Source organism: Salinarimonas soli (assembly GCF_008386575.1).
GTDB classification, from domain to species: Bacteria; Pseudomonadota; Alphaproteobacteria; order Rhizobiales; family Beijerinckiaceae; genus Salinarimonas_A; species Salinarimonas_A soli.
Map to the genome: position 1 here is coordinate 70,389 of NZ_VUOA01000001.1, position 26,047 is coordinate 96,435.

22 protein-coding genes are annotated in these 26,047 nt (G+C 70.0%); 15 read left to right on the plus strand and 7 right to left on the minus strand.

Going from position 1 to position 26,047, the window contains the following annotated elements; all coding sequences use genetic code 11:
- The first annotated feature begins 96 nt into the window (after nucleotides 1–96).
- A complete protein-coding gene (locus tag F0L46_RS00355; protein WP_149815042.1) occupies nucleotides 97–1,356 on the plus strand; it encodes a polysaccharide biosynthesis/export family protein in 1,260 nt (419 codons plus the stop codon).
- A gap of 31 nt (nucleotides 1,357–1,387) precedes the next feature.
- Here F0L46_RS00355 and F0L46_RS00360 read toward each other — a convergent pair whose 3' ends face one another.
- The 6 genes from F0L46_RS00360 to F0L46_RS00385 all read right to left on the minus strand — a co-directional run bounded on the left by F0L46_RS00360 (nucleotide 1,388) and on the right by F0L46_RS00385 (nucleotide 8,902).
- Complete coding sequence (locus F0L46_RS00360) at nucleotides 1,388–2,371, minus strand: glycosyltransferase family 2 protein (protein WP_149815043.1); 984 nt, start codon at nucleotides 2,369–2,371, stop codon at nucleotides 1,388–1,390.
- Nucleotides 2,372–2,566: 195 nt separating this feature from the next.
- Complete coding sequence (locus F0L46_RS00365) at nucleotides 2,567–3,631, minus strand: endo-1,4-beta-xylanase (RefSeq protein ID WP_149815044.1); 1,065 nt, start codon at nucleotides 3,629–3,631, stop codon at nucleotides 2,567–2,569.
- A 39-nt stretch (nucleotides 3,632–3,670) separates the two neighbouring features.
- Nucleotides 3,671–5,110 (minus strand): undecaprenyl-phosphate glucose phosphotransferase, encoded by a 1,440-nt coding sequence (locus F0L46_RS00370; RefSeq protein ID WP_149815045.1) that lies wholly within the window; start codon nucleotides 5,108–5,110, stop codon nucleotides 3,671–3,673.
- 216 nt (nucleotides 5,111–5,326) lie between these two features.
- Nucleotides 5,327–5,644, minus strand: coding sequence for a hypothetical protein (locus F0L46_RS00375; RefSeq protein ID WP_149815046.1), 318 nt, complete (start codon nucleotides 5,642–5,644; stop codon nucleotides 5,327–5,329).
- 8 nt (nucleotides 5,645–5,652) lie between these two features.
- Nucleotides 5,653–6,615, minus strand: a complete 963-nt coding sequence (locus tag F0L46_RS00380; protein WP_188311797.1) for a glycosyltransferase family 2 protein — start codon at nucleotides 6,613–6,615, stop codon at nucleotides 5,653–5,655.
- Nucleotides 6,608–8,902 (minus strand): GumC family protein, encoded by a 2,295-nt coding sequence (locus F0L46_RS00385; RefSeq protein WP_188311798.1) that lies wholly within the window; start codon nucleotides 8,900–8,902, stop codon nucleotides 6,608–6,610. The genes F0L46_RS00380 and F0L46_RS00385 overlap by 8 nt, the downstream gene beginning before the upstream one ends.
- A gap of 311 nt (nucleotides 8,903–9,213) precedes the next feature.
- On the opposite strand from F0L46_RS00385, the gene F0L46_RS25975 reads away from it, so the two are divergent.
- The 5 genes from F0L46_RS25975 (at nucleotide 9,214) to F0L46_RS00410 (ending at nucleotide 14,315) form a co-directional block, all read left to right on the plus strand.
- Nucleotides 9,214–9,729, plus strand: a complete 516-nt coding sequence (locus F0L46_RS25975; protein WP_188311799.1) for a hypothetical protein — start codon at nucleotides 9,214–9,216, stop codon at nucleotides 9,727–9,729.
- Between the two features lie 183 nt (nucleotides 9,730–9,912).
- Nucleotides 9,913–10,695, plus strand: coding sequence for a WecB/TagA/CpsF family glycosyltransferase (locus F0L46_RS00395; RefSeq protein ID WP_210247580.1), 783 nt, complete (start codon nucleotides 9,913–9,915; stop codon nucleotides 10,693–10,695).
- 161 nt (nucleotides 10,696–10,856) lie between these two features.
- The gene (locus F0L46_RS00400) at nucleotides 10,857–11,726 is read left to right on the plus strand and encodes a GNAT family N-acetyltransferase (RefSeq protein ID WP_149815049.1); all 870 of its coding nucleotides are present in this window, start codon (nucleotides 10,857–10,859) and stop codon (nucleotides 11,724–11,726) included.
- A 49-nt stretch (nucleotides 11,727–11,775) separates the two neighbouring features.
- A complete protein-coding gene (locus tag F0L46_RS00405) occupies nucleotides 11,776–13,245 on the plus strand; it encodes an SDR family NAD(P)-dependent oxidoreductase (RefSeq protein WP_149815050.1) in 1,470 nt (489 codons plus the stop codon).
- 35 nt (nucleotides 13,246–13,280) lie between these two features.
- Nucleotides 13,281–14,315: a polysaccharide deacetylase family protein gene (locus tag F0L46_RS00410; protein WP_149815051.1), complete on the plus strand. Its 1,035-nt coding sequence runs from the start codon at nucleotides 13,281–13,283 to the stop codon at nucleotides 14,313–14,315.
- 3 nt (nucleotides 14,316–14,318) lie between these two features.
- Here F0L46_RS00410 and F0L46_RS00415 read toward each other — a convergent pair whose 3' ends face one another.
- The gene (locus tag F0L46_RS00415; protein ID WP_149815052.1) at nucleotides 14,319–15,836 is read right to left on the minus strand and encodes a hypothetical protein; all 1,518 of its coding nucleotides are present in this window, start codon (nucleotides 15,834–15,836) and stop codon (nucleotides 14,319–14,321) included.
- 484 nt (nucleotides 15,837–16,320) lie between these two features.
- On the opposite strand from F0L46_RS00415, the gene F0L46_RS00420 reads away from it, so the two are divergent.
- From F0L46_RS00420 to F0L46_RS00460, 9 genes are all read left to right on the plus strand, one after another.
- On the plus strand, nucleotides 16,321–17,928 hold the full coding sequence (locus tag F0L46_RS00420) for an HAD-IIIC family phosphatase (protein WP_149815053.1): 1,608 nt from the start codon (nucleotides 16,321–16,323) through the stop codon (nucleotides 17,926–17,928).
- Nucleotides 17,918–18,163 (plus strand): acyl carrier protein, encoded by a 246-nt coding sequence (locus F0L46_RS00425; protein WP_149815054.1) that lies wholly within the window; start codon nucleotides 17,918–17,920, stop codon nucleotides 18,161–18,163. The genes F0L46_RS00420 and F0L46_RS00425 overlap by 11 nt, the downstream gene beginning before the upstream one ends.
- A gap of 206 nt (nucleotides 18,164–18,369) precedes the next feature.
- Nucleotides 18,370–18,813, plus strand: a complete 444-nt coding sequence (locus F0L46_RS00430) for a hypothetical protein (RefSeq protein WP_149815055.1) — start codon at nucleotides 18,370–18,372, stop codon at nucleotides 18,811–18,813.
- Between the two features lie 194 nt (nucleotides 18,814–19,007).
- Nucleotides 19,008–20,120 (plus strand): glycoside hydrolase family 16 protein, encoded by a 1,113-nt coding sequence (locus F0L46_RS00435; protein ID WP_149815056.1) that lies wholly within the window; start codon nucleotides 19,008–19,010, stop codon nucleotides 20,118–20,120.
- Nucleotides 20,121–20,225: 105 nt separating this feature from the next.
- Nucleotides 20,226–20,501 carry a hypothetical protein gene (locus tag F0L46_RS00440; protein ID WP_149815057.1) on the plus strand — a complete coding sequence of 92 codons (276 nt, stop codon included), beginning with the start codon at nucleotides 20,226–20,228 and terminating at the stop codon, nucleotides 20,499–20,501.
- Nucleotides 20,502–22,034: 1,533 nt separating this feature from the next.
- Nucleotides 22,035–22,811, plus strand: coding sequence for a glucose-1-phosphate cytidylyltransferase (rfbF, locus tag F0L46_RS00445; RefSeq protein ID WP_149815058.1), 777 nt, complete (start codon nucleotides 22,035–22,037; stop codon nucleotides 22,809–22,811).
- A 5-nt stretch (nucleotides 22,812–22,816) separates the two neighbouring features.
- Nucleotides 22,817–23,908: an NAD-dependent epimerase/dehydratase family protein gene (locus tag F0L46_RS00450; protein WP_149815059.1), complete on the plus strand. Its 1,092-nt coding sequence runs from the start codon at nucleotides 22,817–22,819 to the stop codon at nucleotides 23,906–23,908.
- Nucleotides 23,883–24,479 (plus strand): dTDP-4-dehydrorhamnose 3,5-epimerase, encoded by a 597-nt coding sequence (gene rfbC, locus F0L46_RS00455; RefSeq protein ID WP_149815060.1) that lies wholly within the window; start codon nucleotides 23,883–23,885, stop codon nucleotides 24,477–24,479. The genes F0L46_RS00450 and rfbC overlap by 26 nt, the downstream gene beginning before the upstream one ends.
- Nucleotides 24,476–25,819 carry an NAD(P)H-dependent oxidoreductase gene (locus F0L46_RS00460; protein ID WP_149815061.1) on the plus strand — a complete coding sequence of 448 codons (1,344 nt, stop codon included), beginning with the start codon at nucleotides 24,476–24,478 and terminating at the stop codon, nucleotides 25,817–25,819. Before rfbC ends, F0L46_RS00460 begins: the two co-directional genes overlap by 4 nt.
- The last annotated feature ends 228 nt before the right edge of the window (nucleotides 25,820–26,047 follow it).

A 26,047-nucleotide genomic window follows, 5' to 3' on the forward strand; every position in this document is an offset into this window, starting at 1 on the left:
GGGGAGCGATGACGCAGGCGGCGGAACAGTATCGGGAGGTCCGGCGTTGTATCGCGTCCCGCCCTGTCCTTTCGTCATCGACCGTATCGAGCGTCCATGAACCGTATCTCCTCCCTCTGGAACCGCCTGGCCGCCGTGGCGTTCGCGGCGGGCCTGACCCTCTCGGCCAGCCAAGCCCGGGCGGATTACGTCCTTCAGACGGGCGACGTGCTCGAGATCGCCGTCGCCAGCATCCCCGACCTGCGCCAGAAGGTGCCGATCGGGATCGACGGCTCCATCACCTTCCCGCTTCTGGGCGAGATGAAGGTGACGGGCATGACCGTCTCGGCGCTGCAGCAGGCCCTGGGCGACATCCTGCCCACGAAGATCTACCAGCTCCGCAGCACCGACGGCCGCGAGGTCAACGCCCGGATCCTCGCCCAGGAGATCACCGTCCGGATCTCGGACTACAAGCCGATCTATCTCAGCGGCGACGTGTCGAAGCCGGGCGAGCAGGTCTATCGCCCGGGGCTGACCGCCCGGCAGGCGATCGCCCTCGCGGGCGGCTACGACATCATGCGCTTTCGCATGAACAACCCGTTCCTCGACGCCTCGGATCTGCGCAGCGAGTATAACGGGCTCTGGCTCGATTACGCCAAGTCGCAAGCCAGGCTCGCCCGCATCCAGGCGGAGCTCGACAACCAGGGCGACATTCTCAAGATCAAGATCGAGGCGCCCCTGCCCGCGCGCGTCATCGAGCAGATCGTCGCCGTCGAGAACGAGCAATTGCGCACCCGCATCTCCGACATGCAGAGGGAGCGCGGCTTCATCGACAAGGGCATCAACGACTCGAAGGCGCAGGCCGCCATGCTGGAGAATAATCTGAAGCAGGAGTCGCTGGGCGTGGAGGCCGACCGGCGCGAGCTCGACGAGATCCGGACCCTGCAGCAGCGTGGCACGGTGCCGACCACCCGCGTCGCCGACGCGCGCCGGGCGAGCCTCCTCTCCTCAAGCCAGTACCTTCAGACCACCGTGCAGCTCGCGCAGGCCCGCAAGAACATGCTGGAGCTGTCGCGTCAGCTCGAGCGTTCGGAGGAGGCCCGGCGCCAGGAGATCCTGCGCGACAAGCAGGAGGAGAGCGTGAAGGTTGCGCAGCTGCGCGCCCGCCTCAACGCGGTGTCGGAGAAGCTGCTCTATACGGGCGCCGTGAAGACGCAGCTCGTGCGCGGCACGGGCAACAAGCCGCGCCTGACGATCTTCCGCAAGAGCCCCGCGGGCGAGGAGCGCATCGTCGCCGGCGAGGATACGGAGCTGCGCCCCGGCGACGTCGTCGACGTCGCCCTCGAGATCGCGCCGATCGACGCCATCGCCAACTGAGCCGTGCGGGGCCCCTCGGGCCCCGCCGCCCCTACCGGCCGTGGATGCGCCGGTATTCCTCGTAGCGCAGGTCGAACTCGCTCGCGATCCGCCCCACGCCGCGGGCGGTATTCATGAGCGTGCGCACGATGCGGCCCTTGCCGAAGAGTGCGCTCACGGGAATCTGGGCGAGGCTCACGGCGACGAGCCCCGGCCCCTTCGCCCAGCGCAGAGCCGCCGCCTTGCGCCCCGGCTGGTATTTGCGCGCGACCCGCCCGAGATCCGTGCCGGCCCGGAACGACCGGCGCAGCAGCCAGCCGACCTGCATGCGCGTCGTCGGCACCGTCTCCAGCACGATCGCCTCGTCGGCCCAGGCGAAACGGACCCCGTCGCGCCGGCAGCGATGGAAGAAGTCGATGTCGCTGCCCCCGGTGAAGGCGAGCTCGTTCGAGAACGGCTCGTCGAGATAGGGCATGAGGACGTCGCGCCGGATGATCATGCTGCCCGCGCCGTAGATCACGGAGACGGGCCCGGTCGGGAAGCGCAGGGGGTTGAAGAGGTTCGTGCGGGCCATCCAATGGTCCGGGTCGTCGAAGACGGGCAGGACCGGGCCGCCGACGATGCCTGCGTCGTATGTCCGGAGGGCGTCGACCATGAGGGTGAGCCAGTCGGCCGCCGGATACTCGTCGTCGTCGAGGATGGCGACGAGGTCGGAGGCGTCCTCCTCCGTCGCGGCGAGGGTGAAGGCGCGATTATAGGCGTAGGTTTGCCCGCGCGTCGCCTCGAGCACCCCGCGCATGGGGAAGGGAAAGCCCTCGCGGCGGCGCTCCACCACGGCGAGCCCCGCCTGGGCCTCCGCATCGTTGTCGACGACGAGAACCTTGAGGCGCCCCGGATAGGACAGGCGCGCCACATGGTCGAGGAGGAGCTCGAGACCTAAGGGGCGGCGGAAGGTCGGGATGCACAGCGTCACCGTGGGCCAGGCCGCGGCGGGAGCGGTCTGTGCGGCGTCGGACGCGACGGGCGTCGGGGACATCGGGCGGTTTCTCCGGAATAGTATTCAGGTCTGAGGCGATGGGACGAGGAGCACGGAGCCGAGGCGAGCGCGCCTCCCCTCCCCGCCACCGGCATGCCGGCCCTCGCCATGGAAGCCGGGAGCGGCCGCCACTGAAGCCGCGGCGGCATTGCCGGCCAAAGCGGTCGCCATCTGGCTCACGAACATGCCCGAACCTCAGCCGACGTCGCAGAAGTGGCGCAGGACGCTCATGAATGGCTTGGCCACGTAGTTCTCGTCAAGCGGCAGGCACCGATTGCGCAGCTTGTCGGGACGGGCGTTCCAGCGCGGCATCCAGGTATGGCGGTCGGTGATCCCCCAGGTGAGGACCGCGGTGGGCCGGACGACCGCGAAGACCGTGTCGAGAAACTCGTAGGCCCTTGCCGCCACGAGCGCGTCGATGAGCTCGGGCGGGCCCGGCATCATCTTGTCGTTCACGTCGAGCTCGGTGACCGTGACCTTGAGGCCCATCTCGACGAACTCGCGCAGGAGCGCTTGCAAGCCCTCGCGGTCGATCGGGCGGTCGCCGGAGAGGTGGGCCTGGAGGCCGATCGCGTCCACGGGGCTGCCCCGGTCCATGAGGTCGCGCACGAGGCGGCGGAAGCCCTCGCGCTTGACGCGCGAGCCCTCGTCCGCTGTCTCGAGACCGTACTCGTTGAGGACGAGCTCCGCCTTCGGGGCGGCGCCCCGCGCCGCGCGGAAGGCGAGATCGACATACCCCGGGCCGAGGGCGCGGTACCAGACGGACTCGCGCATGCCGCGCTGGGGCAGGTCCTCAATGGGCTCGTTGACCACGTCCCAGGACCCGACCTGGGCGCCGTAGCGCTCGACCACGCGATCGATCGTCAGCTTGATCTCGCGGTCGGCCTGGGCGGCGCTCGAGATGGCGCGCGCCCAGTCGGGCAGGGAGTCGTACCACAGGAGCGTGTGGCCGCGCATGCCGAGATTGTGCTGGCGCGCGAACTCCACGAGCTCGTCGGCGGGGCCGAAGTCCCAGCGGTCGGGCGCGGGACGCAGCTGGTCCCACTTCATCCCGCTCTCGGACACGACGAGCCGGCAATGGCGGGCGATGGCCGCTCGGTAGGGCTCTTCCTTGGGCAGGATCCACTGGTTGACGGCGGCGCCGAACGGCGGCCGCCCGCCGGCGCCTTGCGCGCGCGTCAGGGCTCCCGTCCCGGCGGTCGCCGCCAGCGCGAGGCCGCCGAGCCCGCCCCGCAGAACGTCCCGCCGGGAGTGGGTCATGCCAGGGATCTCGCGGCTCGGAGCCCGGAGGGCGCGGCCTCAATAGGCATCGGTCATACGGTTGATCCTGACCACCGTCAGGATGATGATCTTGAGATCGAGCCACATCGACCAGTGATCGATGTACCAGAGATCGAGGGCGATCCGGCGCTCCATGTCCGAGAGGCGGCGGGTCTCGCCGCGGCAGCCCTGGACCTGGGCCCAGCCCGTGATGCCGGGCTTCACCCGGTGGCGGAAGAAGTAGCGGTCGACGCGCTTGGAATACTCGTCGTCGTGGGCGCGGGCGTGCGGGCGGGGCCCGACGAGGGACATGTGGCCCATCAGGACGTTGAGCAGCTGCGGCAGCTCGTCGATGCTGGTGCGGCGCAGGATGCGGCCGATCGCGGTGATGCGGTTGTCGGTGCGCGTCGCCTGGCGGATCGTCGGGCCGTCCTCCATCACCGTCATGGTGCGGAACTTGAAGATCCGGAACGGCTGCCCGTTGAACCCGATCCGGGTCTGGCGGAACAGGGCGGGACCGGGCGAATCGAGCTTCACGAGCAGGACCACGAAGGCAAGCAGCGGCGACAGGACCAGGAGGCCGAGGCTCGCGAGAACGAGGTCCATCACGCGCTTGAGGGCCGCGTCGAGGCGGGAGATCGGCTGGCGCTGGACCTCGACGGTGGAATGGCGCCCGATCGGCCCAAGCGCCTGTCCCACGATCTGCTGCATGCCCGTGCGGGCCACGAGCCGCACCCGGACCGGAAGCGCGCGCAGAGCCCCCAGGAGAACCTCCAGGGTGTCGGCGTCGCGCCAGTCCACCGCCACGATCACCTCGGCGACGTTGAGCTGGCGCAGGGTCTCGACATGGGCTTCGAACTGCGGCCGCAGCTCGTCCACGGCCGAGGCCCCATCGCGCGACGAGGGCATGGTGAAGCTGCCCACGAGCCGGTGGCCCGTGCGCCGGAGCTGCTGCGCCAGATCCTCGTCGTAGCCGTCCTGGAACAGCGCGATGGGCCGCGACTGCATCAGGCCGCGGTGGATGAAGTCGCGCAGGGTGCGGCACAGGAGGGTACGCAGGATCACCAGCGCCACGAGGCCTGCCCCGAAGGAGGCGAGGAGCGAGCCGCGGGAGATGTGCTGGACCTTCAGGAGGAAGAGGATCGCGATGAAGAAGAGATGGGCGCCGACCCAGATGCCCACGAGGCGCAAGGACTGGGCACGGATGTCGACGAAGGGGGCTTCGGAGGCCTTCGGGCGCCCGATGGCCTGAGCGACGAGCAGGATCATGGTGAGGCAGATCTGCGTGCCCGTCAGCGTCGGCAGGTCGGGCCGGCCGCCGAGATACCAACCCTGGTAGAACAGGGAGGCGCACAGGCCGGCCGCGAGGCTCGCGATGGCGTCGGTGCCGAGCACGAGGGCCCCGCACCATTCGATCGGAATATGCAGCGCCCGGCGCCCGGAGGTCGCCGAAGCCGAGCTCGCGGCTAGGTCGCGCATGTGAGGATCCCCCTGCTGCCCATCGTGTCAGCGGCTCGGAGAGCCCACCCCAAGCGCCGGAGATCGAACGTTGTACTTACGAAACCGTTCCGTTCCCTCGCCTAAAAATGCTGCGGCGCGGAATCGGGCGTGACGGGGCCGGTGTGAAGCGGGGCTTACGCTACGAGCTGACGGGACCACAGATCGTGGTGCAGCGCCGCAAAAGACGGGCGTGGTTCATTCGACGCTCTCGGGCGCGGTCCACAGGCACGCGGCCTCGCCCATGGGGCGGATGCAGATGGCATTCACGCTACGGATCTGCACGAAGACCGGGCGGCTGCCATAGAAGCGGCGGCAATCCTGGCCGAGGATCCGCGTGGTCATGAAGCGGCGCACGCCGACATCGTCGCCCTTCTCGATGAGGCGGCTGAGCCGCGTCCAGTCGACCCGCTCGGAGCAGGCGATGACGCCCGACTTGGTTCGCGCGTTGCCGAGCGCAGCCGCCTCGCCCGCGAGCGCGAGGCCGGCTGCCAGGGCGAGGAGGGCGATGCGCATGGGGGACCTCAGCGGGAACTCGCCATCCGCAGCGAGGTCGAGATAAAGCGTTGCATCCGCCCGGGCTGCAAGACGATCTGGGGATAGCGCAGGATGCCGAGCACAAGATATTGCCCGATGCGCAGGAGGTTGCCGCCCGCGATCTCGTTGCGCGCAGCGCTCCAGAAGGTTTCACATTCGGCAAGCCGCCTCGCCCGGCGCCGCTCGCGCTCGGTGAGACGGGCGCCGATCCCGGGGATGCGCTGCACGGCGTCGATGGCGCTGAAATTCGGCCGCAGGGGCGTGCCGCGCAGCTGGTTGTTGGCGCCGAGCGAGCGCAGGCGGTAGCGGACGGAGACCAAGTCCGGCAGGGCCGCGAAGTCGCCACGCACGGCGAGGCGGCACCAGAACTCCCAGTCCTCGCCGAAGGCGAGCGTCTCGTCATAGCCGCCGATCGCCCGCGCATGCGCCGTCACGATGCCGAGCGCGCCGCCGTTGACGATGAAGTTCGAGGCGAGCAGATGGCGCAGGGTATCGCAGGCCGGCAGGGCACGCGGCGGTAAGGAGGCCGAGAGCGAGCGGCCGTCCTCGAGGATCTTCTCGTGCTGCGCTACGGCGGCGACGCAGCCGGGCCGGGCCGCGAGGGCGGCGCTCATGCGCTCCAGCGCATCCGGCGCCAGGAGATCGTCGCCGTCGAGGAAGAGGACGAGGGGCCCGCGCGCCAGGGCGAGGCCCGCGTTGCGCGCGGCGCTCACCCCGCGATTGGCCTGGCGCACGATCCGGACGCGGGGATCGCCGATGGCCTCCACCGCGGCGACCGTCCCGTCGCGGGACCCGTCGTCGATGACGATCACCTCCACGGACGCCAGAGTCTGATCGAGGGCGCTGCGGATCGAGGCGGTGATGAACCGCTCGACGTTGTAGGCCGGGACGACCACCGTCGCGGCAGGAAGCTCCCCGCCCGGGCTCGTCCGGGGTTCCTCCTCACGCATCGACATATTTCGACCAGTACCGCGACGAGTGATATTGGCTGGCATCGACGTCATAGGACCCGAACTGGGCGACGTTGACCTTGTTGAGGACCGCGGCCGCGAGCTTGTCCTGGATCTCGGGGGCGTTGGCCAGGGCCTTCGACACGGCGCTCGCGGAGGTCTTGCCCCACTCGGTGACGAGGATGAAGTCGGACACGAAACGGCTCACCACCTGCGCGTCGACGATGAGGCCGAAGGGCGACAGGTCCATGATCACGTAGTCGAACACGGACTGCGCCGCCGTCATGACGCGCTCCATGCCCTCGCCGGCGAGGCTCTCGCTCGTGTGGGGCGAGCGGCGCGTCGGGCTGCCGGGCAGGAAGTGCAGGCCCGTCACCTTGTCGACCCACAGGACGTCGGGCAGGGACCGCTCGCCATGGGCGACGTCGAGAAGGCCGTGCTCGGCGTTGGGAACGAGCGTCCGGGTGAGGTCGGAGTTGCGCAGGTCGCCGTCGATGAGGAGCACCTGCGCCCCCGCATGGGCCAGAAGGCCGGCGAAGTTCGCCGCGACCGTGCTCTTTCCCTCGTTGGGGAACGTGGACACGACGCCGATGACCTTCGGGCCGCCCGAATGGCCGAGGTCGACGGCCACCTTGAGGGCGCGGATCACCTCCGCGAACTGCGAATAGGGGTGGCGGACCGCGAAGGAGGCTGCGCCGTCCGCCGGCAGCTCGAAGACGAGCCCGTCCCCCGGCACCGCCTTGTCCGGAGGCGGCAGGAGCCGCCGGCCCGTCCTGCCCCGCGTCGCGGTGATGGGCAGCGAGCCCACGCAGCGCACGTTCGTGATCTGCTCGACCTGGCCCGTGGTGCGGATGCGCCGGTCGAGCATCTCGCGGCCCATGGCGAGGCTGAAGCCCAGCAGCATGCCGGCCGAGGACGCGCCCAGGAGGATGATGGTGCTCTTGGGCCAGCTCTTGCCGCTCGGCGGGGTCGCCGTGGTGATGATGCGCGCCTCGGTGACGGGCGAGGTCTGTTGGTTGAGGGTCTGAAGGTACTTCTGCAGGAAGCTGTCGTAGAGCGCCCGGTAGGTTTCGGCCGTGCTCTCGTAGCCGCGCAGGCGCACCTGGGCCTGGCGCACCAGGGAGGTATTCTTGAACTGGTCGGCGAGGCTGCGCTCCAGGGAGGCCTCGCGGGCGCGGGCGATCTCGTACTCGCTCCGGTAGGTTTCCGCGATGCGGGTGACCTCTTCCTGGATCGAGCGCTGGAGCGACGCCATCTCGGTCCGCAGGTTCACGGCCGCCGGATGGGTCGGGCCGTAGCGCGACGTCCATTCGGCCTCGCGGCGGGACACCTCGTTGAGCTGCTGGCGCAGCTTCGTGATGACCTCGTTGCGCAGGGCCTCGCTCACGCCCTCGTCGACCTGGCGCGACTGCGCGATCTGCTGCACGCGGTCGAGGCGGGCCTTGGTCTGGGCCGTGTCGGCGCGGGCGGCGGCGAGCTGGGTGCTCACGTCGGCGAGCTGCTGGTCGACGAGAAGGCGGCCGTTCGCATCGACGATGTTGTTGTCGACCTTGAACTCCTGGACCCGCCGGTCGGCGACGTCGGCGCGGTCGCGCAGGGAGTCGATGCGGCTCTCGAGCCAGGTCACTTCGCGCTGGAGGATCTCGGACCGGAAGGCGAGCTGGTCGGCGATATAGGCGTTGACGACCTCGTTGGCGATCCGGGCGGCCTTCTCGGGGCTCGAGGAGCGCGCCTCGATCTCCATGACGTAGCTGCTGCCGGCGCGGCGGACGGAGGTGCTCTTCATCACGCCGTCAATGGCGTCACGCACCGCCGGGTCGGTCTCGCTGCCGGACTCGCCCTCGGTCTCGGACCCGCCCAGGCCGAGCATGCTGACGATCGAGCGGCGCAGGAGACCGAAGGAGGACGGCTTGCCGGCGCCGTACTCCTCGTCGAGATTGAGCTGGAGCTTGCGCACCACCGCGTCGGCGATGCGGCGGGACTTCAGGGTCTCGAGCTGGCTTTCCACCAGGGCGACGTCGGTGATCGGATCGGGCGTGCTCGCCGCGCCCTGCTGGAAGAGCGTCGGGCGGCGGGTGTCGATCAGGAGCGAGGCCGAGGCCGTATAGACCGGCTTCGTCGTCGCGATGTAGAAGATGCCGGCCCCGATGCACAGGACCATGGCCGCGCCCCACCAGCGCCAGCGCCGCCGCAACATGGCGATGAGCGACACCAGGTCGATATCGAAGGCGCCCTCCGCTTGCGGCATCGGCGTGCGCCGCGTGGGGAGAGGTGGCAGGACGTTCATGGGGCGGTCCGGCGAGGTTCGAGGATTCATGAGCCGTCGGCATGTCGGGTGAGCGGGATGCAGGCGCCCCGAACGCCGCCTCGTCCCAAAGTTATAATGCCGAGTTGGAGGCACTACGTCCTAGAGACGAGATCGGCGTCGGCAACGTCACGTGAGTACACTGCCGGGGCGCCCGTCGACAAGCCAAGCGACGGCACTAACGTTAAACGGCCATGTTGGTTCCATCGGGCCCGCAGCCGCTCTGGGGACTTGCGGGACGCCATGCCTTGTCTCTACGGTCCGCGCGTTCGGCGCCGGCATGGGAGAGCGAGTTGGGTGCGAGGAGCTTTGCGGGCGGCCTGGGCGTTGCCGTCACGGGCCTCGGGCTCGCCCTCGCCTCGTCGCCCGCCGCGGCCCAGTTCTCGATTCACGCGGCCCGGGTGGCGGCCGGGGACCTCTGGATCCTCGGCGTCGTGAACGAGCCGGGCGCCACCGTCTCCCTCGACGACCTGTTCACCACGAAGGCGGACAGCCGCGGGCGCTTCGAGTTCCGCGTGCCCTATCATCCACCTTATTGCATGGTCCGCCTGAGCACGGGCCTGCACACCCGCAACGCGGTGGTCGCGCAATGCGGGCAGCTCGGGCCGCGCGGCGAGCCCGGCCCCGCGGGCCCCCCCGGCGCCCGCGGCGAACCCGGGCCGCCGGGCCTGCCCGGGCCGATGGGCCCCGAGGGACCGCCGGGCCGGGAGGCGACGGCGCTGCCCGGAGGCGGCCTGCGCGGGGGCCCGCCGCAGCCCGGCCCGGGACAACCTCCGCTGCGCGTCCTGCCGCGCGGCGCCATCGAGTGATCGAGGCGCGCGGCCGAGCCGCTGCGGCCGAGCTTATGGCGATGCCTCCCTTGAATTAATCGCAGCCGCGCGCGCGCTTTTCGGTCAAAATTCAGCAAGCGTTTCGGGAACGGATCGGGGACCGGCGGCGTTACGAGTCGCGCAACCGCGAGCGTGCCCCTCCTGCGGAATATAGGCCACAATATGACGCTTCAAACGAAGCCACCCCGAGTCGTCATCGGAGGCCTCCCCATCGTCGCCCTCAGCCGGCAGGGCTGGACCGAGCGCTTCCTCGCCGACCTCGACGCGAACCGGGAGCGCGATCTGCCCGCCCGCTTCATGACCTCGGCCAACGGACAGGTCCTGTCGCTGGCTGCCCGCAACGCCGCGTTCCGCGAGACCCTCACGGGCTCGGACGGGATCGACGCGGACGGCATGCCCCTCGTGATCGCCTCGCGCTTCCTGGGCTCCACGCCTCTCCCTGAGCGCGTCGCCACCACGGATTTCTTCCACGACATGGCGAAGGCCGGCGCCGAGCGGGGCCTCACCTTCTATATGCTCGGCACCACCGAGGCCGAGAACGCCCGGGCCATCGCCAAGGTGCGCAAGCTCTATCCGGGCCTCAAGGTCATCGGGCGGCACGGCTATTTCGCGCCCGAGGAGGAGGAGGGCATCGCTCGGGAGATCGTCGCCTCGGGGGCGGACGTGCTCTGGGTCGGGCTCGGCGTGCCCCGCGAGCACGAGTTCGTGACGCGCAACCTGCACCGCCTCGCGGGCGTCACTTGGGTGAAGACCTGCGGCGGCCTGTTCAACTTCCTCTCGGGGACGAACAGCCGCGCCCCGGTCGTCGTGCAGAACATGGGCCTCGAGTGGGCCTATCGCCTCATGCTGGAGCCCCGCCGCCTGTTCTGGCGCTACGCGGTCACGAACTTCCACTGCCTCTACCTCATGGCGACGCGCAGCCGGATGACGCCCTCGCCCGAATAGGGCCCCCCGCGCCCGGCCGTCCGGCGGCTGGCCGGCCGCCGGCCTTGCCTTCGGCGGCCGGTCGCGCCAAGTCATGACCTGCCCTCCCGGGGCACGGGCCCGGCCGGCCGGCGACGTGCCGCTCCGGGACCGGTCCCCTCCATCTGCGCTATCCTTTCTCCATGGCTCCCTCCCTCAGACCGATCGACGACGCCGACCTCCCGGCCGTCGGCGTCTTCCTCAACCGGCACCTGAATGCCGGCGCCTCGCCCGAGCGCTACGCCGACGCGTTCCGCTATCGCTGGCCCGCCCGGCGGCCGAACCACGGCTTCCTCCTGGAGGAGAACGGCGCGATCGTCGGCATGCTCGGGGCGATCTACAGCAAGCGCGAGATCCGCGGCGAGGAGCACGACATCTGCAATCTCTCCTGCTGGTGCGTCCTCCCAGACCACCGCAAGCAGAGCCTGGCCCTGCTGCTCACGCTCGTGAAGCAGCCCGGCTACACGTTCGTGAACCTCACCCCCGCCCTGCAGGTGCTGGAGATCGGCAAGGCCTTCGGCTTCCAGATCTTCGAGGGCGGCCGCTACATGCTCCTCAACCGTCCGCGCTTCGCGGCGGCGCCGGGGATCCGGGTCCTGACGCCGGAGACGGTCGATCCCGCCCGCCTCGACGGAGCCCAGGCCGGGCATCTGGCGAACCTGCGCGGCCTGGAGCACGCGCAGATGACGTTCGTCGAGGCGAGCGGGGCCGTGTCCATGATCGTCCACCGCCGCTTCGGGCACATCGTCGCCCATCGGCTCCCGCGCGTGCCGGCGATCGAGATCCTGCACATGGACCTGCGCTCGCCCTTCGAGGCGATCTGGCCGAGCCTCGCCGACCACCTCCTGCGCACCCAGCGGCGGCCCGTCACGGTTCTGGACCAGCGTCTCCTCGCGTCCCGCCCGGCCGGGGCGCTCACCTTGCGCGGCGGCCGCAAGATGTTCCTCAGCAAGACCCTCGGGCTTGCCGACATCGACAGCCTCTATACCGAGCTCATGGTGGGCCTCGGATGAGCCCGACGCCGCGCCCCTGGCCCGCCACGCCCGAGAAGGATCCGCCCCGATGATGGAGCTTGGCCGCCGCAGCTTCACCCTCGACGACCAGGAACGCTTCGCGGGTCTCGCGGGCGACCGCAACCCGCTCCACGTCGACCGCTCCTATGCGCGGCGCACGATGCTGGGGGACGTGGTCGTCCATGGCCTTCACCAGGTGCTCTGGGCGCTCGACCGCCTCTACGACGTCCACCCCGAGACCCCGGCGCCGGCGGCCCTCGACGTGCGGTTCCGGCGGGCGCTCCACCTCGACGAACCCGTCGAGCTCACCTTGCGTCCGGGCGGGCCGCAGGTGCTGCGCCTCCAGATCTCCCTGGCCGGCACACCATGCACCGACATCGCCGTGACCCTGCGCCCGCAGGGGGAGGCCGCCCCGGCGGACCCGTCCCCCGCCACGGCGCAGGAGACGGCACGGGTGGGCGCGCAGCCCGTCGACCTGACGATCGAGGCCATGGCGGGCCGCTCGGGCGTGATCGACCGCTGCGCGGGCGATGCGCCGCTCGCGGCCGCCGCCCCGGCGGCCCACCGCCATGTGGGCGGCGGCGCCCTGGCCGAGCTCGTGGCCCTGAGCCGCCTCGTGGGCGTCGAGTGCCCAGGGCTGCACTCCCTGTTCAGCAGCTTCAAGGTGGCGCTCGCCGGCGAGCCCGGTGCGCCGCTCGCCTGGCGCACTCTTATGATCGAGCCGAAGTTCTCCATGGTGACCCTCGCGGTAGAGGGCGCTTTCCTGCGGGGCGAGGTCGTGGCCTTCGCGAGGCCCCGCCCCGTAGAGCAGCCCGCGGCCGCCGCTCTCCTGGGGGTCGTGGAGCGCGGCGCCTTCGCCGGGCGCCGGGCCCTCGTGATCGGCGGCTCGCGCGGGCTCGGCGAGGTCACGGCAAAGCTCATCGCCGCCGGCGGCGGGTACCCGGTGGTCACCTATGCCAACGGGCAGGCTGAGGCCGAGCGGATCGCGGCCGACATCAGCACCGTCGGCACCGCGGCGGCCGAGAGGCTCGACGTCCTCGATCCGGACGAGGCCTTGGCGGGCATCATCGAGCGTCACGGCCCCTTCGACGAGATGTACTACTTCGCCACGCCGAAGATCTTCGTGCAGAAGGCCTCCTTCTTCGACGAGCGGCTCTTCCGATCCTTCTGCGAGGTCTATGTCGAGCGCTTTGCGGGGATCGTGCGCCGTCTCGCGGCCGCGGGGCCCGGCCCGCTGTCGGTTCTCTATCCCTCGACCCAGGCCCTCGACGAGCCTGTGCGCGACTTGGCCGAGTACGCCGCCGCCAAGGCAGCGGGCGAGGAGATCTGCCGGCTGCTCGCCCGCTTCACGCCGGGGCTCGCGATCGTGGCGCCGCGCCTGCCGCGCCTCGCCACGGACCAGACCGCCACCCTGCTGCCGGTTCCGGCCGCCGACCCCGTCGCCGTCATGCTGCCGGAGATCCGGCGCATGGCGGCGGGCGCGGCGTCGGCCCGGCCCGCCCCGGCCCTCGTGCCCTGAACGCCCCCTCGACGCGGACACCCCACGTGCCAAGCTTGCGCGAGTTGAAGGACCGGGCCTTGAGCCTGGTCGGACGGACCCCCGCCTTGCGCCTGCTCGGCCCTCGCTGGGCCGGGGCCGCGACGGTGATCATGTGCCACCGCGTCGTTCCCGACGACGCGACGGTCGCCAACATGCCGCTCTCGATCCGGCAGGGCTACCTTGCGGCGGTCGCCGACGAGGTCGTGCGGCGCGGTCTCGACGTGGTGAGCCTCGACGAGCTCCACAGGCGCCTTGCGGCCGGCGCTCCCCCGCCCCGCCCCATGGTGGTCTTCACCTTCGACGACGGCTACCGCGACAACCTCACGCTTGCGGCGCCGGTCTTCGCGAAGCGGCGCCTGCCCTGGACGCTCTTCCTGACCACGGGCTTCCCGGACCGCTCCTGCGACTATTGGTGGGGCGTCCTGGAGGCCGTCGTGCTCCGGCACGAGCGCGTCGAGATCGAGCTGCCGGGCTGGCACGCCGCCTACCCGGCCGGCAGCCCCGCCGAGAAGCGCGCTGCCTTCGCCGCCATCGCGGCGCGTGCCGATCCCAAGGCCCTCGCGGCCTATCTCTGGGCGCGCTACGGCCTGACCGAGGCGGCGGCGCTCGAGGAGGACGCCATGTCATGGGCGGAGGTGAACCGGCTCGCGGCGGGCGGCCTCGTCGAGATCGGGGCCCACACCATCACCCATCGGGCGCTCGCAGGGCTGCCGGCCGAGGAGGCTCGCCACGAGATGGAGGGCTCGCGGGCCCGCATCCGGGAGATGACGGGGATCGAGGCGGCCCATTTCGCGTATCCGTTCGGCGATCCCGGCTCGGCGGGCGAGCGCGAGTTTCGCCTCGCCCGCGAGGCGGGCTTCCGGACGGCGGTGACGACGATCCCCTCGAACGTGTTCGCGGGGGGCGGACAGGACCTCCAGGCGCTGCCCCGGCTCGGCCTCGACGGGCGCGACCAGACCCTTTCGCAGCTTGCCGTGCACCTGTCCGGCTTGACGAGCCTCGTCACCCTGCGGCGGCGCCACCCGCTCCTCGCGGCCCGCCCCGCCTGACCTTCAAGGCGTGAGCGCCGGGCGGCTCCGGCGGAAGCGGATTCCGCCGAGCAGGCGGCGCAGCGGCCTGTGGGCGCGGGCGCCGAGCCAGAGCACGGCCGCCGCGAACTGGAAGCTCAGGAACAGCATCGGATCGACGCTGATCCCGCCCACGGAGAGAATCAGGAAGATCGCCAGGATCAGCAGGCGCATCGGCCCCGGCCAGTGCTGCCCGATATAGCGATAGGTGAGATAGGGCAGCCAGCGCGCCAGCACGAGCGCGAGCAGCAGCTTGATCCCGATGAGGTTCATCGGCACGAGCACCGCGTAGCCGACGGACCGGAAGATCTGAAGGACCGGGTACAGGAACGAGCGCGTGTGCGTGTCGACCCGATTGTAGAGCCAGTACACCCCGCGGGCCGCGGCGAGATAGGCAGTCCAGATCGCGAAGGTGATCGCGAAAGCGGGGGCGAGGTCGATCCCCGCGTCGAGATGCGGGAGCTCCGGCCCGTTCGTCGCGACGAGGAGCAGGATCGCCGGGGCGGAGCAGAGGAGCGCGGTCAGCCAGGCCACGGGCGGGCTCAGGCGCCGGCCCTCGCGCACCGCCGCCGGAGGCATGTTCGGGACCGCCTCGTGCTTCGTCGCGACGAGGTCGTTCTCGGCATAGCCGATCTCGTAGATCATCCAGAAGCAGAGATGGAGGACGAGAAGGCTCACGGCGCCTGCGACGGGGGATGGCATCAGCCAAGCCGAGGCAAGGCACAGGAGCAGCACGTCCTCGAGCAGGACATGCTGGAGGATGTAGCGCTGGCCGGGACGCTTCCCGAGCTCCGTATAGGCAAAGGGCAGGTAGCTGTGGGAGAAGGCGGGCTCGTAGCGCGCCTCGGGCCAGCGCACGAGAAGGGGCGTGCCGCAGGCGTCGAGCAGATCGGCATCCTCCGGGCTGTCGGTGACCACGATCGCCCGGGCGACGGTCCCGTCGCCGAGGGCGGTGCGGACCGCCGCACCCTTGCCCTGCCGCCGGATGCGGCGGAGCGACCAGAGCCGGTCGCTGGCGCAAAGCGGCATCGCCGGCGCGAACCGCGCCAGAAGAGGCCCCACCAGAGCGTCGAAGCCGAGCGTCGCGACCCGGACGCCGAGATCGGGCCGTGCGCTCAGCGCATCCAGAAGGGGGCGGTTGGCGAAGCCTGGACCGATGCGGCGGGCGCGCAGGCGCCACAAGGGCAGGCTCCAGGGCATCAGCAGGCTCGCCGCCATCACGCGGCACCAGTCGCGGTGGACCCGGCGCTTGTCGGCCCCCGGCAGGAGGAACCACGGCCGCAGGAGGTCGACGAGGGCGAGAACGAGCAAGCCGAGGACGCGCGGGCGCAGCGACCGCAGGTACTCTTCTGTCGAGTTGCGCAGCCACAGGGTCTCGTCGAAGTCGACGATCACCGGCCTGGCGTGCTCCGCCCGGGCGATCGCCGCGTCGACCGCACCCGGCTCCCGCAGGAGATGCCGGGCGGCGTCGAGGGCCGGAGGGGACTTGTCTTCGAGGGTCATGACCCACCTGATTGCGCCAAACCACGCTGGACGGGTCGCCGCCGGAACGCCGGGACGGCGTTCAACCGGGGCGGACGGGGCCCCGATTGGGCGAGATGCTCTCGTGTGCCGCGCCTGGCCTGCAGGCCTCGGCGGGGACTATAAAGGAGGCTAGGGCGGATTGACAGGGACCCGCCGCTGGCCGTGACGGCTCGCGACACGGCGCGGCATCGACGCGGGCGGGACACGAACGCTGCCGAGCATGACCGTGCGCCGCCACCAGCGGTAGCGCAACCGATCCTCATCCAGCATGCGCGCTCTGTACAATCCGCTCGCCCTGTCCGTTAACCGATCCCAAACGCCGATCCGGCGCGCCGGTTCCATCGGACCCGCGAAATCGTCCGGTGGCCTTGAAACCGTCGCCGGGGGATCGGCATTATGAAGCGGGGCATTTCGTCGGCCCCGGCATTCCCTCACGAGAGCTCCCCGCGAGCCGCCCTCCATCATGAACCTCTATCTCACCGGCAACTTCACGCTGGCTCCCCTGAAGCCGTTCCTGCGCGGGCATCAGGTTCGCGTCGGCGACTTCAACGACTACAAGACGGTGCTGCTTGGCGGCCGCCGCGAGGCCCTCGAGGGCTGCGGCGCCGTCGTGTGCCTCCTCGACGGCGTCGAGGTGGCGGCCGAGCTCGGCTTCGACGAGCACGCCATCGCCTCCGTCCTCGACGGCTACGCCGAGGCCTGCGCCGCCTTCGCGGCCTCGCATCCCGACATCCTCCTCGTCGCCTCGACGGTGCGCCTGCCGGCCCACGGCCCGGCCTCGTTCAGCGACACGATCGCGGATGCAGGTTTTCCGGCCCTCGAAGCCTCTCTCCACCGCCGCCTCGCCGCGCTGGCGGCGGAGCGCCGCAACGTGGTCGTGTTCGATCTCGCGCGCCTCATCGGGCAGGTGGGCGAGCGGGCGGCCTACGCGCCAGCCATGCGCTACGCGGCCCGGTTCGGCTTCGCTCCGGCCTTCGCCCGCGAGGTCGGCACGGCCCTGGACCAGGTGCTGCGCGCGGGGTTGCAGCAGTCCCGCAAGGTCCTGGTGCTCGACTTCGACAACACGCTCTGGGGCGGCGTCGTGGGCGAGGTGGGCGCGCACGGGATCGCCGTCTCGCAGGACGGGATCGGGCGCGCCTTCCGCCACTTCCAGATGGCGGTGCAGCGCCTCGCCCGCCGCGGCATCCTCCTCGTCGGCCTGACCAAGAACAACGAGGCCGACGTCGACGAGGTGTTCTCGGACAACGACATGATGGTGCTGCGGAAAGACGACTTCGTCCGCATCTGCGCCAACTGGGAGGTCAAGGCGAGCAACCTGATGGAGGTGGCCAAGGGCCTCAATCTCGGCCTCGACAGCTTCGTGCTCATCGACGACAACCCAGTCGAGCGCAGCGCCATGCGCGAGATGCTCCCCATGGTGGCGGTGCCGGAGTTCCCCGCCTCGCCCGAGCTCCTTCCGACGTGGTTCCTGGAGAGCGTGGTTCCCGAATATTTCCCTGCCTACCGCATCACCCAGGAGGACCGGGCCAAGGCGGAGCAGTACAAGGCGAACCTCAAGCGGGCCGAGATGCAGGGCGCCATCTCTCTCGACGAGTTCATCGCCAACCTCGACATCCGGCTCGACTTCCGCGTCAACGACCAGCGCGACATCGTGCGGGTGAGCCAGATGACCCAGAAGACCAACCAGTTCAACCTGACCACGCGGCGCTACTCGGTGGCCGACATCGAGGGCCTGCTGGCACGGGGCGACCACGACATCGTCTCGATGAGCTACGAGGACAAGTTCGGCAAGGAGGGCGTGGTCGGCCTCGCGATCCTTGACGGAACCGCGGGCGAGATCGACACTTTCCTCCTGAGCTGCCGCGTCATCGGCCGCACGGTCGAGGACCAGCTCCTGCGCAAGGTCGAGGAGCGGGCCGCCGCGCGGGGGCACCACGAGATCCGCGCGGCCTTCCGCCCGACCCCGAAGAACCAGGTCGCCCAGTCCTTCCTCCCCAGCCAGGGGTTCGTCCCGCAGGGGGACGCCAGCTCCGACATCCACCTCTACAGGAAACCCATCAATGCTCGTTGACGACATCCGCCGGATCATCGCCGAGACCCTGGAGCTGTCCGTCGAGGAGGTGCCGGCCGACGCGGAAGCCTCCCGGATCGAGAAGTGGGACTCGCTTGCGCAGATCAACATCTGCATGACCGTCCAGGGCACCTACGGAATCGACATGAGCGTCGAGGAGATCACGGACACCCTCTCCGTGCCCGGCTTCGTCGAGCTCGTCCGCCGCAAGGCGCCCGCAGCCCAGGCGGGCTGACGGGCGTCCCCCTGCCCGCCGCGCCGCCGTTCTCGGGGCGCGGCCCGTAGCCTTCCGGACGTGGCCGAGGCCGCCTGGATCGGCTAGACCGGCGTGGCAGGGGTCGGCCGCGCCTCGGATCGAACCGGACGGGTCGCCCCTTTAACGGACGTTAACTTCTTCGGTGCATGTTGCGCGAGAAGAAGACACCACGGCCAGGGGGCTTGATGTTCAACCGGATTCGCGCGGCCGCCTCGTCCTATCTGTTCTCCAGACGGGCACGGGCGCTCCTCAAGGACGTCGAGACGTTCGAGCGAACCGATCCCTCCTACCGGCTCTACCTCGCCCACGAATACCGGCGCATCCTCGCGGACCGCGACAGGGTCCTTGCGATTCCCGCGCAGGACGACCGCCTCGCCGCCATCCGTGAGCACGGCATGCGGGCCATGGCGGCGCGCAAGCAGGCCGCGGAGGACGGCGGGCGCTCGGCCCTTCATCCCGGCTGGAACGTAGCGGCGGTCGAGGAAGGCGTGTTCTCCGTCGAGCTCGGCATCCTGTGCGGGCACCTGGCCTTAGGCCACCGAGACTGGATCGAGACGGCCCTGCGGTTGCGCTGCGGCCCTGCCGCCGACGAGATGCACGCCGCCGACCGCCTGCGCCGGGCCGTCTGAGCGCCCAGGCGCTACGCCCTCTTCAGGCGGGCGCTCATCCGGCAAGGCGCCGCACCCTGCCCCTCATGACGGATGGATGCGGCGACGCGCCGGCGAGAGCGGCCGCGTTCACCAGGAATCACAAGGGTCTGGATCCGGAGCGGGTTCATCTGCATTATTGCCAAGCTTCTTCCGGAGCTTGTGTGAGGCGTATGATGACCGACCCGCTGCTGACCCGTCGAACCGCCCTTTCCACCCTGGCCGGCGCTCTCGTCGGCTCGGCTCTGCCAGGGGAGGCCGTCGCCAACCAGCGCCCCCGCCCGGCCGCGGCCGCCGCCGGACCGCGATGCGAGCCCGGCGCCGCGGGCCGCTCCTGCGCCGACCTCTGGCTGCCCCCCGAGGTCGAGGCGACGCCAGCCTTCTTCGACGGCTTCGAGACGTTCTCGCTGCGCACCTGCCCCGGCCGGCGCAACCTGCTCACGGGGCTGCGGCAGGAGGGCGGCGCCCCCGATATCGGCCTGTTCTGGCGCCGCTCCGAGGCGATCGAGAACCGCCTCGGCTACAAATACGGCACGGGCCGCTACGTGCCCCGCTTCCGCTGGCCGGAGGGGGCGCTCGGCCAGCCGGGCTCGGAGGGCGCCACGCCCACCGCCTTCATGGTCGATCCGGAGCATCCGGCCTGGAAGGGCTACAGCCCCTTCCGCAACGTCCGCCCCTCCGTCGCGGGGCTCGTCCTCGAGCGCACGCCCGCGCATCTGCAGGGCGTCGTTCCCGTCGAGCCCCTCACGGGCCAGCCCTACCAATATCTCTCGGGCCACTTCACGACCCGTTGGACCCATGCTCAGAAATGGGGGTTCTTCCGGGCCGGGCTCAAGCTGCCTAAGGGCCTGGGGCTGTGGCCGACCTTCACTCTCATGCCCGACCAGCCCAAGGCCGACGGCAGCTGGTGGCCGCCTGCCATCATGGTGATGGAGAGCGTGGGCGAGACCGACACCTATTACACGACCCTCCATCACACGGGCGAGGACGGCCAGAGGAAGCAGATCACGACGCCCGTGACCCGCAAGACCCTCGACACGGAGTTCCACGACTACGCCCTGCTATGGACGCCGGAGAAGCTCGTCTTCTACTTCGACGGCGCGCCCGTGGCCGAGGTGCCGGCCCAGGCCGAGACGAACACCGTGAACATGTACGTGGCCATCGGCCTATCCTGCGGCGGGAACTGGGGGTCCCTGCCCGGCGACGAGGCGCTGCCGGCGGTGCTCGAGATCGATTATCTCGGCATTCATCGGCTGAAGGCCCCGCTGCAGGCCACGGCCCAGCCCTGATGGGGCGCTCCCGCCGGGATCCGGACAATTGAAGCCGTCCGGCTAACGAAGCGGGAGCATCCCTTCCGCTACGGTAAGGCTCGGACGGCAGTCGCGGAGGGTCCCATGTTCCTGGTGTTGTTCGTCGGTCTTGCCGGCGGCCTTGCGACGGTGGCTCTCGTCGAGCCCTCCCATGGGCTGTTCCTTGGCCTGCTCGCGGCTCCGCTGGGCGGCAGCGCCCTGGCGAGCGTCGCCGTCGCCTTCCTGATCTGGCGCACCCGCCACGCCGATCTCGACGAGCTCGCCGACGAGATGGTGGCGGATCTCAGAGGCGTCTCGGCCGAGCGCTCCGACGGCACCCGCCCGGCCGGGCGCAAGGGAGCGGCGCGCGAGGTCGCGTGAGGCCCGCAGGCCGCCCCACCGTGACGGGATCGACGCGGAAAATCCTGTGATCCTGTCACGATCCCATTGGCGCCACCGCGCGATCGGTGCATCATCGTCCCGCGGCAGCTGACTCGGCGGCGCTCTCACGGGCGCCGCGCCTGAAGCCTTGCGCTTCGGGGTAGGCCATGGAGGGGCCTGCTCGATGATGCTGATCGCAATCCTGTGGCTTGCCTGCGTCGCCATTTTCCTCAACGCCGTCGCACGGGCGCCTGCCCTCGACGATGGGCCCGACTGAGGCCAGGGGCGAGGCCCCCACCGCCGGCGGCTCTCGAGGCCTGCCGCGCGGGCTCCAGGCCGGGCGCCCCATCGGTCAGACTTTCTTTCAGAATCAGGGCGACCTTGCCCGGGCCACACCGCTCGGCAGACCCGACCCTTGAGATCCGCTGCCGCATCCCTCACGGGCTGGAGCCCGACGGGCTGCGAGATGGCGGACAACCACACGCGCGTCCGGCTGGGGGAGGTGTATCGGCACCTCCCCTGCCCTTTCTCGTATCAGGACGCCCCGCTTGGTTACGGCGCTCCTCCTGGCTGCGGTGTCTCCCGCTAGAGCAGGGCGAGGGCGATCCACAGGAGGAGCCCGCACCAGGCGAGCGTCAGCCCGGCCGCCACGACGAGGAAGGCGAGGGTGAGAGAGCCCTCTCGACGCCGTTTCTCGCCAGGGGACAGACCCGTCCCGGTTCGGGAATAGGCATGGTCGGATCGGAAGGCCTTTAATCTCGAATGAACCAGTTTAATCCTCGCGCCCGTCCGCTTGCGTCGCCTCTGGGAATTGTTGGCTTTCATCCTGAAACACCCTGCTCAGCCTGCCGAGCACGATGCGCGAAGCGTGCCACGCGAAAGCCAGGGACATGCGCTCGCCCGCATGAAAGCAACTTGACATTACCAGCCGAGAAATACCCGCGCTTGAACAAAAGTTCTGAGCTTGCGTTGCCATCATGACAGGATGCGAAAAGGAGCTTAGCCGAAAGGAGCGCGACATGATCTTATTCGCAACGATCTACTTGGCTTGCATTGCCGTGTTTCTCGAGGCCTGCCACCGCGCGCCGCTTCTCGAATACCGGCCCATCCCGATCCGGACCCGCCGCTGAGGGCGGAACATCGATCGCCGCAAGCACGCGACACATCCAGCTCCGACATCCGCCGACAGCGAAAATCCGCATCGATTGCAAGGCGGGCGGTCGCGCCCCTGCGCCGATCCCCGCGACGTCACCGGTCTTGGCTTCGGTGTCCGACGAGCGTGGTCCGGGGTCTCCACGGTCTGCCGACGAGGAAGGCGGCTCAATCCGGCACAGGCGAGCGGGGCGGGATCGGGAGCCATCTCGGCCGTAACGCCGGCACATCACCCCGTTAACTAATGACAGCGCAGGGAACCGGGTTTTAGTTCCACCGAATCGAAAAAATTTTTATCCGGATAGAGCACTCGACCCTTGTTGACGCTGCACACTTCGCTGCTAGCTTGAGCTTTCTCCGTGATAACCTTCGGTTCCTCCCATGAAAGCAGTGATCCTAGCCGGCGGCCTCGGCACCCGCCTGTCCGAGGAGACCTCGGTCCGGCCCAAGCCGATGGTCGAGGTCGGCGGTTACCCGATCCTCTGGCACATCATGAAGATCTACTCCGCCCACGGCGTGAACGACTTCGTGATCTGCCTCGGCTACAAGGGCCACGTCATTAAGGATTTCTTTCTTAATTACAAGATGCACCGCGCCGACATCACGGTCGACCTGGGCGCGGACTCGACGGAGATCCATTCCTGCCGGGCCGAGAAGTGGCGCGTCACCCTCGTGGAGACCGGCCCCCTCACCGAGACCGGCGGTCGCCTCAAGCGGGTGATCCCCTACGTAGCGGACGAGGAAGCCTTCTTCATGACCTACGGCGACGGCGTGGGCAACGTGGACATCACGGCCGGGCTGAACCTGCACCGGGAGCAGAAGCGGCTCGCCACCGTGACGGCCACGCAGCCCGCGGGGCGCTTCGGCGCCCTTAAGACCAAGGGCAACCAGGTGGTGAATTTCCGCGAGAAGCCCGACGGCGACGGGGGCTGGATCAACGGCGGCTTCTTCGTGCTGAGCCCGAAGGTCGCCGACTATATCGAGGGCGACGACACGGCCTGGGAGCGCGGTCCCCTCGACCGCCTGGCGACCGACGGACAGCTGTCCGTCTACCGCCATGACGGCTTCTGGCAGCCCATGGACACCCTGCGCGACAGGACCGTCCTCGAGGGCATGTGGAATTCAGGCGCCGCTCCGTGGCGCATCTGGTCGGAGTAAGTTTCATGCGCATCCTCATCACCGGGAACATGGGCTATGTGGGCCCCGGCGTCGTGGCGCAGCTGCGCCGCAGCTACCCGGACGCTCACCTGGTCGGCCTCGATCACGGCTGGTTCGCCCATTGCCTGACGAGCCGGGCCGTGCTGCCCGAGACCGTGCTCGACGAGCAGCGCTTCGGGGACGTCCGCAAGGTCACGCGGGCCGACCTGGAGGGCTTCGACGCCGTCGTGCACCTCGCGGCCGTGTCGAACGACCCCATGGGCAACAAGTTCGCCGCCGTCACCGACGCGATCAACCATCGGGCGAGCGTGCATCTGGCGCGCGTGGCCTCGGCGGCCGGCGTCAAGCGCTTCGTCTTCGCCTCGAGCTGCAGCATCTACGGCTTCGCCGCGGACGGCCAGCCGCGCACCGAGAAGGACCCGGTCGCGCCGCTCACGGCCTATGCGCGCTCGAAGATCGCCACGGAGGAGGGCCTGGCCGGCCTCAACAGCGACCTGGAGATCACCTGCCTGCGCTTCGCCACGGCCTGCGGGTTCTCGCCGCGCCTGCGCCTCGACCTCGTGCTCAACGACTTCGTGGCGGGCGCGCTCACCTCCGGGGAGATCTCGGTGCTCAGCGACGGCACGCCCTGGCGGCCGCTGATCCACGTGCGCGACATGGCCCGCGCCATCGACTGGGCGATCCAGCGCGGCAGCACGGTGAGCGACCGCTTCCTCACCGTGAACGCCGGCTCGAAGCAGTGGAACTACCAGGTGCGCGAGCTCGCCGACGCGGTGGGCAAGGTCCTGCCGGGCGTGAAGGTGTCCGTGAACCCCAACGCCCCCCCGGACAAGCGCTCCTACAAGGTCGACTTCTCGCTCTTCGAGCGCCTCGCGCCGAACCACCAGCCGCAGGAGACCCTGGAGGGCAGCGTCGCCGAGCTGATCGACGGCCTGCGCTCCATCGGCTTCGCCGATCCGGACTACCGGCAGTCCCACCTCATCCGTCTCAAGGTGCTCGAGGGGCTCATGGAGTCCGGAGCGCTCACCGACGACCTGACCTGGCGCCACGCGGCGCAGCGGAGACCCGTCCATGAAGTTCAATCCCTCGCCTCTTGAGGGCGTCTTCCTCATCGAGCAGGAGCGCCGGGGCGACGACCGCGGCTTCTTCGCCCGGGCGTTCTGCGAGCGGGAGTTCGAGGAGGCGGGCGTCGAGTCCCGCTTCGTGCAGATCAACAACTCCCTCACCAGCCGCAAGGGCACCCTGCGCGGCCTGCACTACCAGCTTCCGCCGGCGGCGGAGGTGAAGGTGGTGCGCTGCGTGCGCGGCGCGCTGTGGGACGTGGTCGCGGACATCCGTCCCGACTCGCCCACCTTCGGCCGCTGGTTCGCCGCCGAGCTCTCGGCCGAGAACCGGCACATGATGGTGGTGCCGCGCGGCTGCGCGCACGCCTTCATCACGCTCACCGACGACGTCGAGGCCTTCTACCTCGTGAGCGACGCCTACGCGCCGGCGCTCGAGCGGGGCCTGCGGTGGAACGACCCCTGGCTCTCCATCGACTGGCCCCTGGAGCCCGTCGAGATCTCCGCCAAGGACGCCGCCTGGCCCGATTTCGATCCGGCCTATCACGGCGTCGACCTCTTCCGGCGCGCGCCCCTGACCCAAGCCCAGCCCGAGTCCGTTGCATGATCATCATCGACACGCTTCTCAAGCGCCGCGCCGCCGAAGGCCGTCCCGTCCGGGTCGGCATGATCGGCGCGGGCTTCATGGCGCGCGGCATCGCGAACCAGATCACGAACTCCGTGCCGGGCATGGTGCTCGTGGCGATCGCCAACCGGACGCTATCCAAGGCCCGCGAGGCCTATGCGGAGGCGGGCCTCGCCGAGGTCGGCGCCGTGTCGACCCCCGGCGAGCTCGAGGACGCGATCCGGGCCGGGCGCCCGGTGGTCACGGAGGACGCGTTCCTGCTGTGCCGCTCCGAGGCCATCGACTGCCTCGTCGACGCCACCGGCCATCCGGAGTTCGGCGCTCACGTCACCATGGCCGCCATCGAGAACGGCAAGCACATGGTGACCATGAACGCCGAGCTCGACGGCACCGTGGGCCCGATCCTCAAGCGCTACGCCGACCGGGCGGGCGTGATCCTCACCGCGACCGACGGCGACCAGCCCGGCGTCGAGATGAACCTCTACCGGTTCGTGCGCTCCATCGGGCTCACGCCGCTGGTGTGCGGCAACATCAAGGGCCTGCAGGACCGCACCCGCAACCCGACCACGCAGGCCGGCTTCGCCGCCAAGTGGGGCCAGAACCCCTACATGGTGACGAGCTTCGCGGACGGGACGAAGATCAGCTTCGAGCAGGCCATCGTCGCCAATGCCACGGGGATGACGGTCGAGCGCCGCGGCATGCGTGGGGGCGACCACCCAGGCCACGTGGACGAGCTCACCAAGACCTACGACGTGGAGGCCCTGCGGGCCCTCGGCGGCGTGGTGGACTACGTGGTGGGCGCCAAGCCCGGGCCCGGCGTCTACGTGCTCGCGACCCACGACGACCCCAAGCAGCGCCATTACCTCAACCTCTACAAGCTCGGCGAGGGGCCGCTCTACAGCTTCTACACGCCCTACCACCTGTGCCACTTCGAGGTGCCGCTCTCGGTCGCCCGCGTGGTGCTGGCGGGCGATCCCGTCATGCAGCCCGCGGGCGCGCCGAAGGTGGACGTGGTGACGCTGGCCAAGACCGACCTCAAGGCCGGCGACACCATCGACGCGCTCGGCGGCTACATGACCTACGGCGAGTGCGAGCGCTACGAGATTTCGCGCGCCGAGCGCCTGCTCCCCATCGGGCTCGCCGAGGGCTGCCGCCTCAAGCGGGACGTGCCCCGCGACGTGGCGCTCACCTATGACGACGTCGAGCTGCCCGAAGGCCGGCTGATCGACCGCCTGCGGGCCGAGCAGGACGCGGCCTTCCCCGTGGCGGCCGCCGACGCGAGCGGCTCGTCCGCCCGGGACCGGACCCTCCTGCCGGCCTGACGCCGTTCAGCCGCACCAAAGCCCATCGCGCCCGCGCCGCCGCAAGGCCGCGCGGGCGCGATGCGTTAACAGATCGTTAGCCATGGCCTTGCTAGGGTGAGGGGACGTCCCCTGTCGACGCTGCGTCGTCCCCTGGAAGAGAGCACCCCATGCATCGGCTTGCCGTGTCGGCCCTCGCAGCGGCCCTCGCCACGTCTCCTGCATCCGCCGAGACGTTGGAGGGTGCTT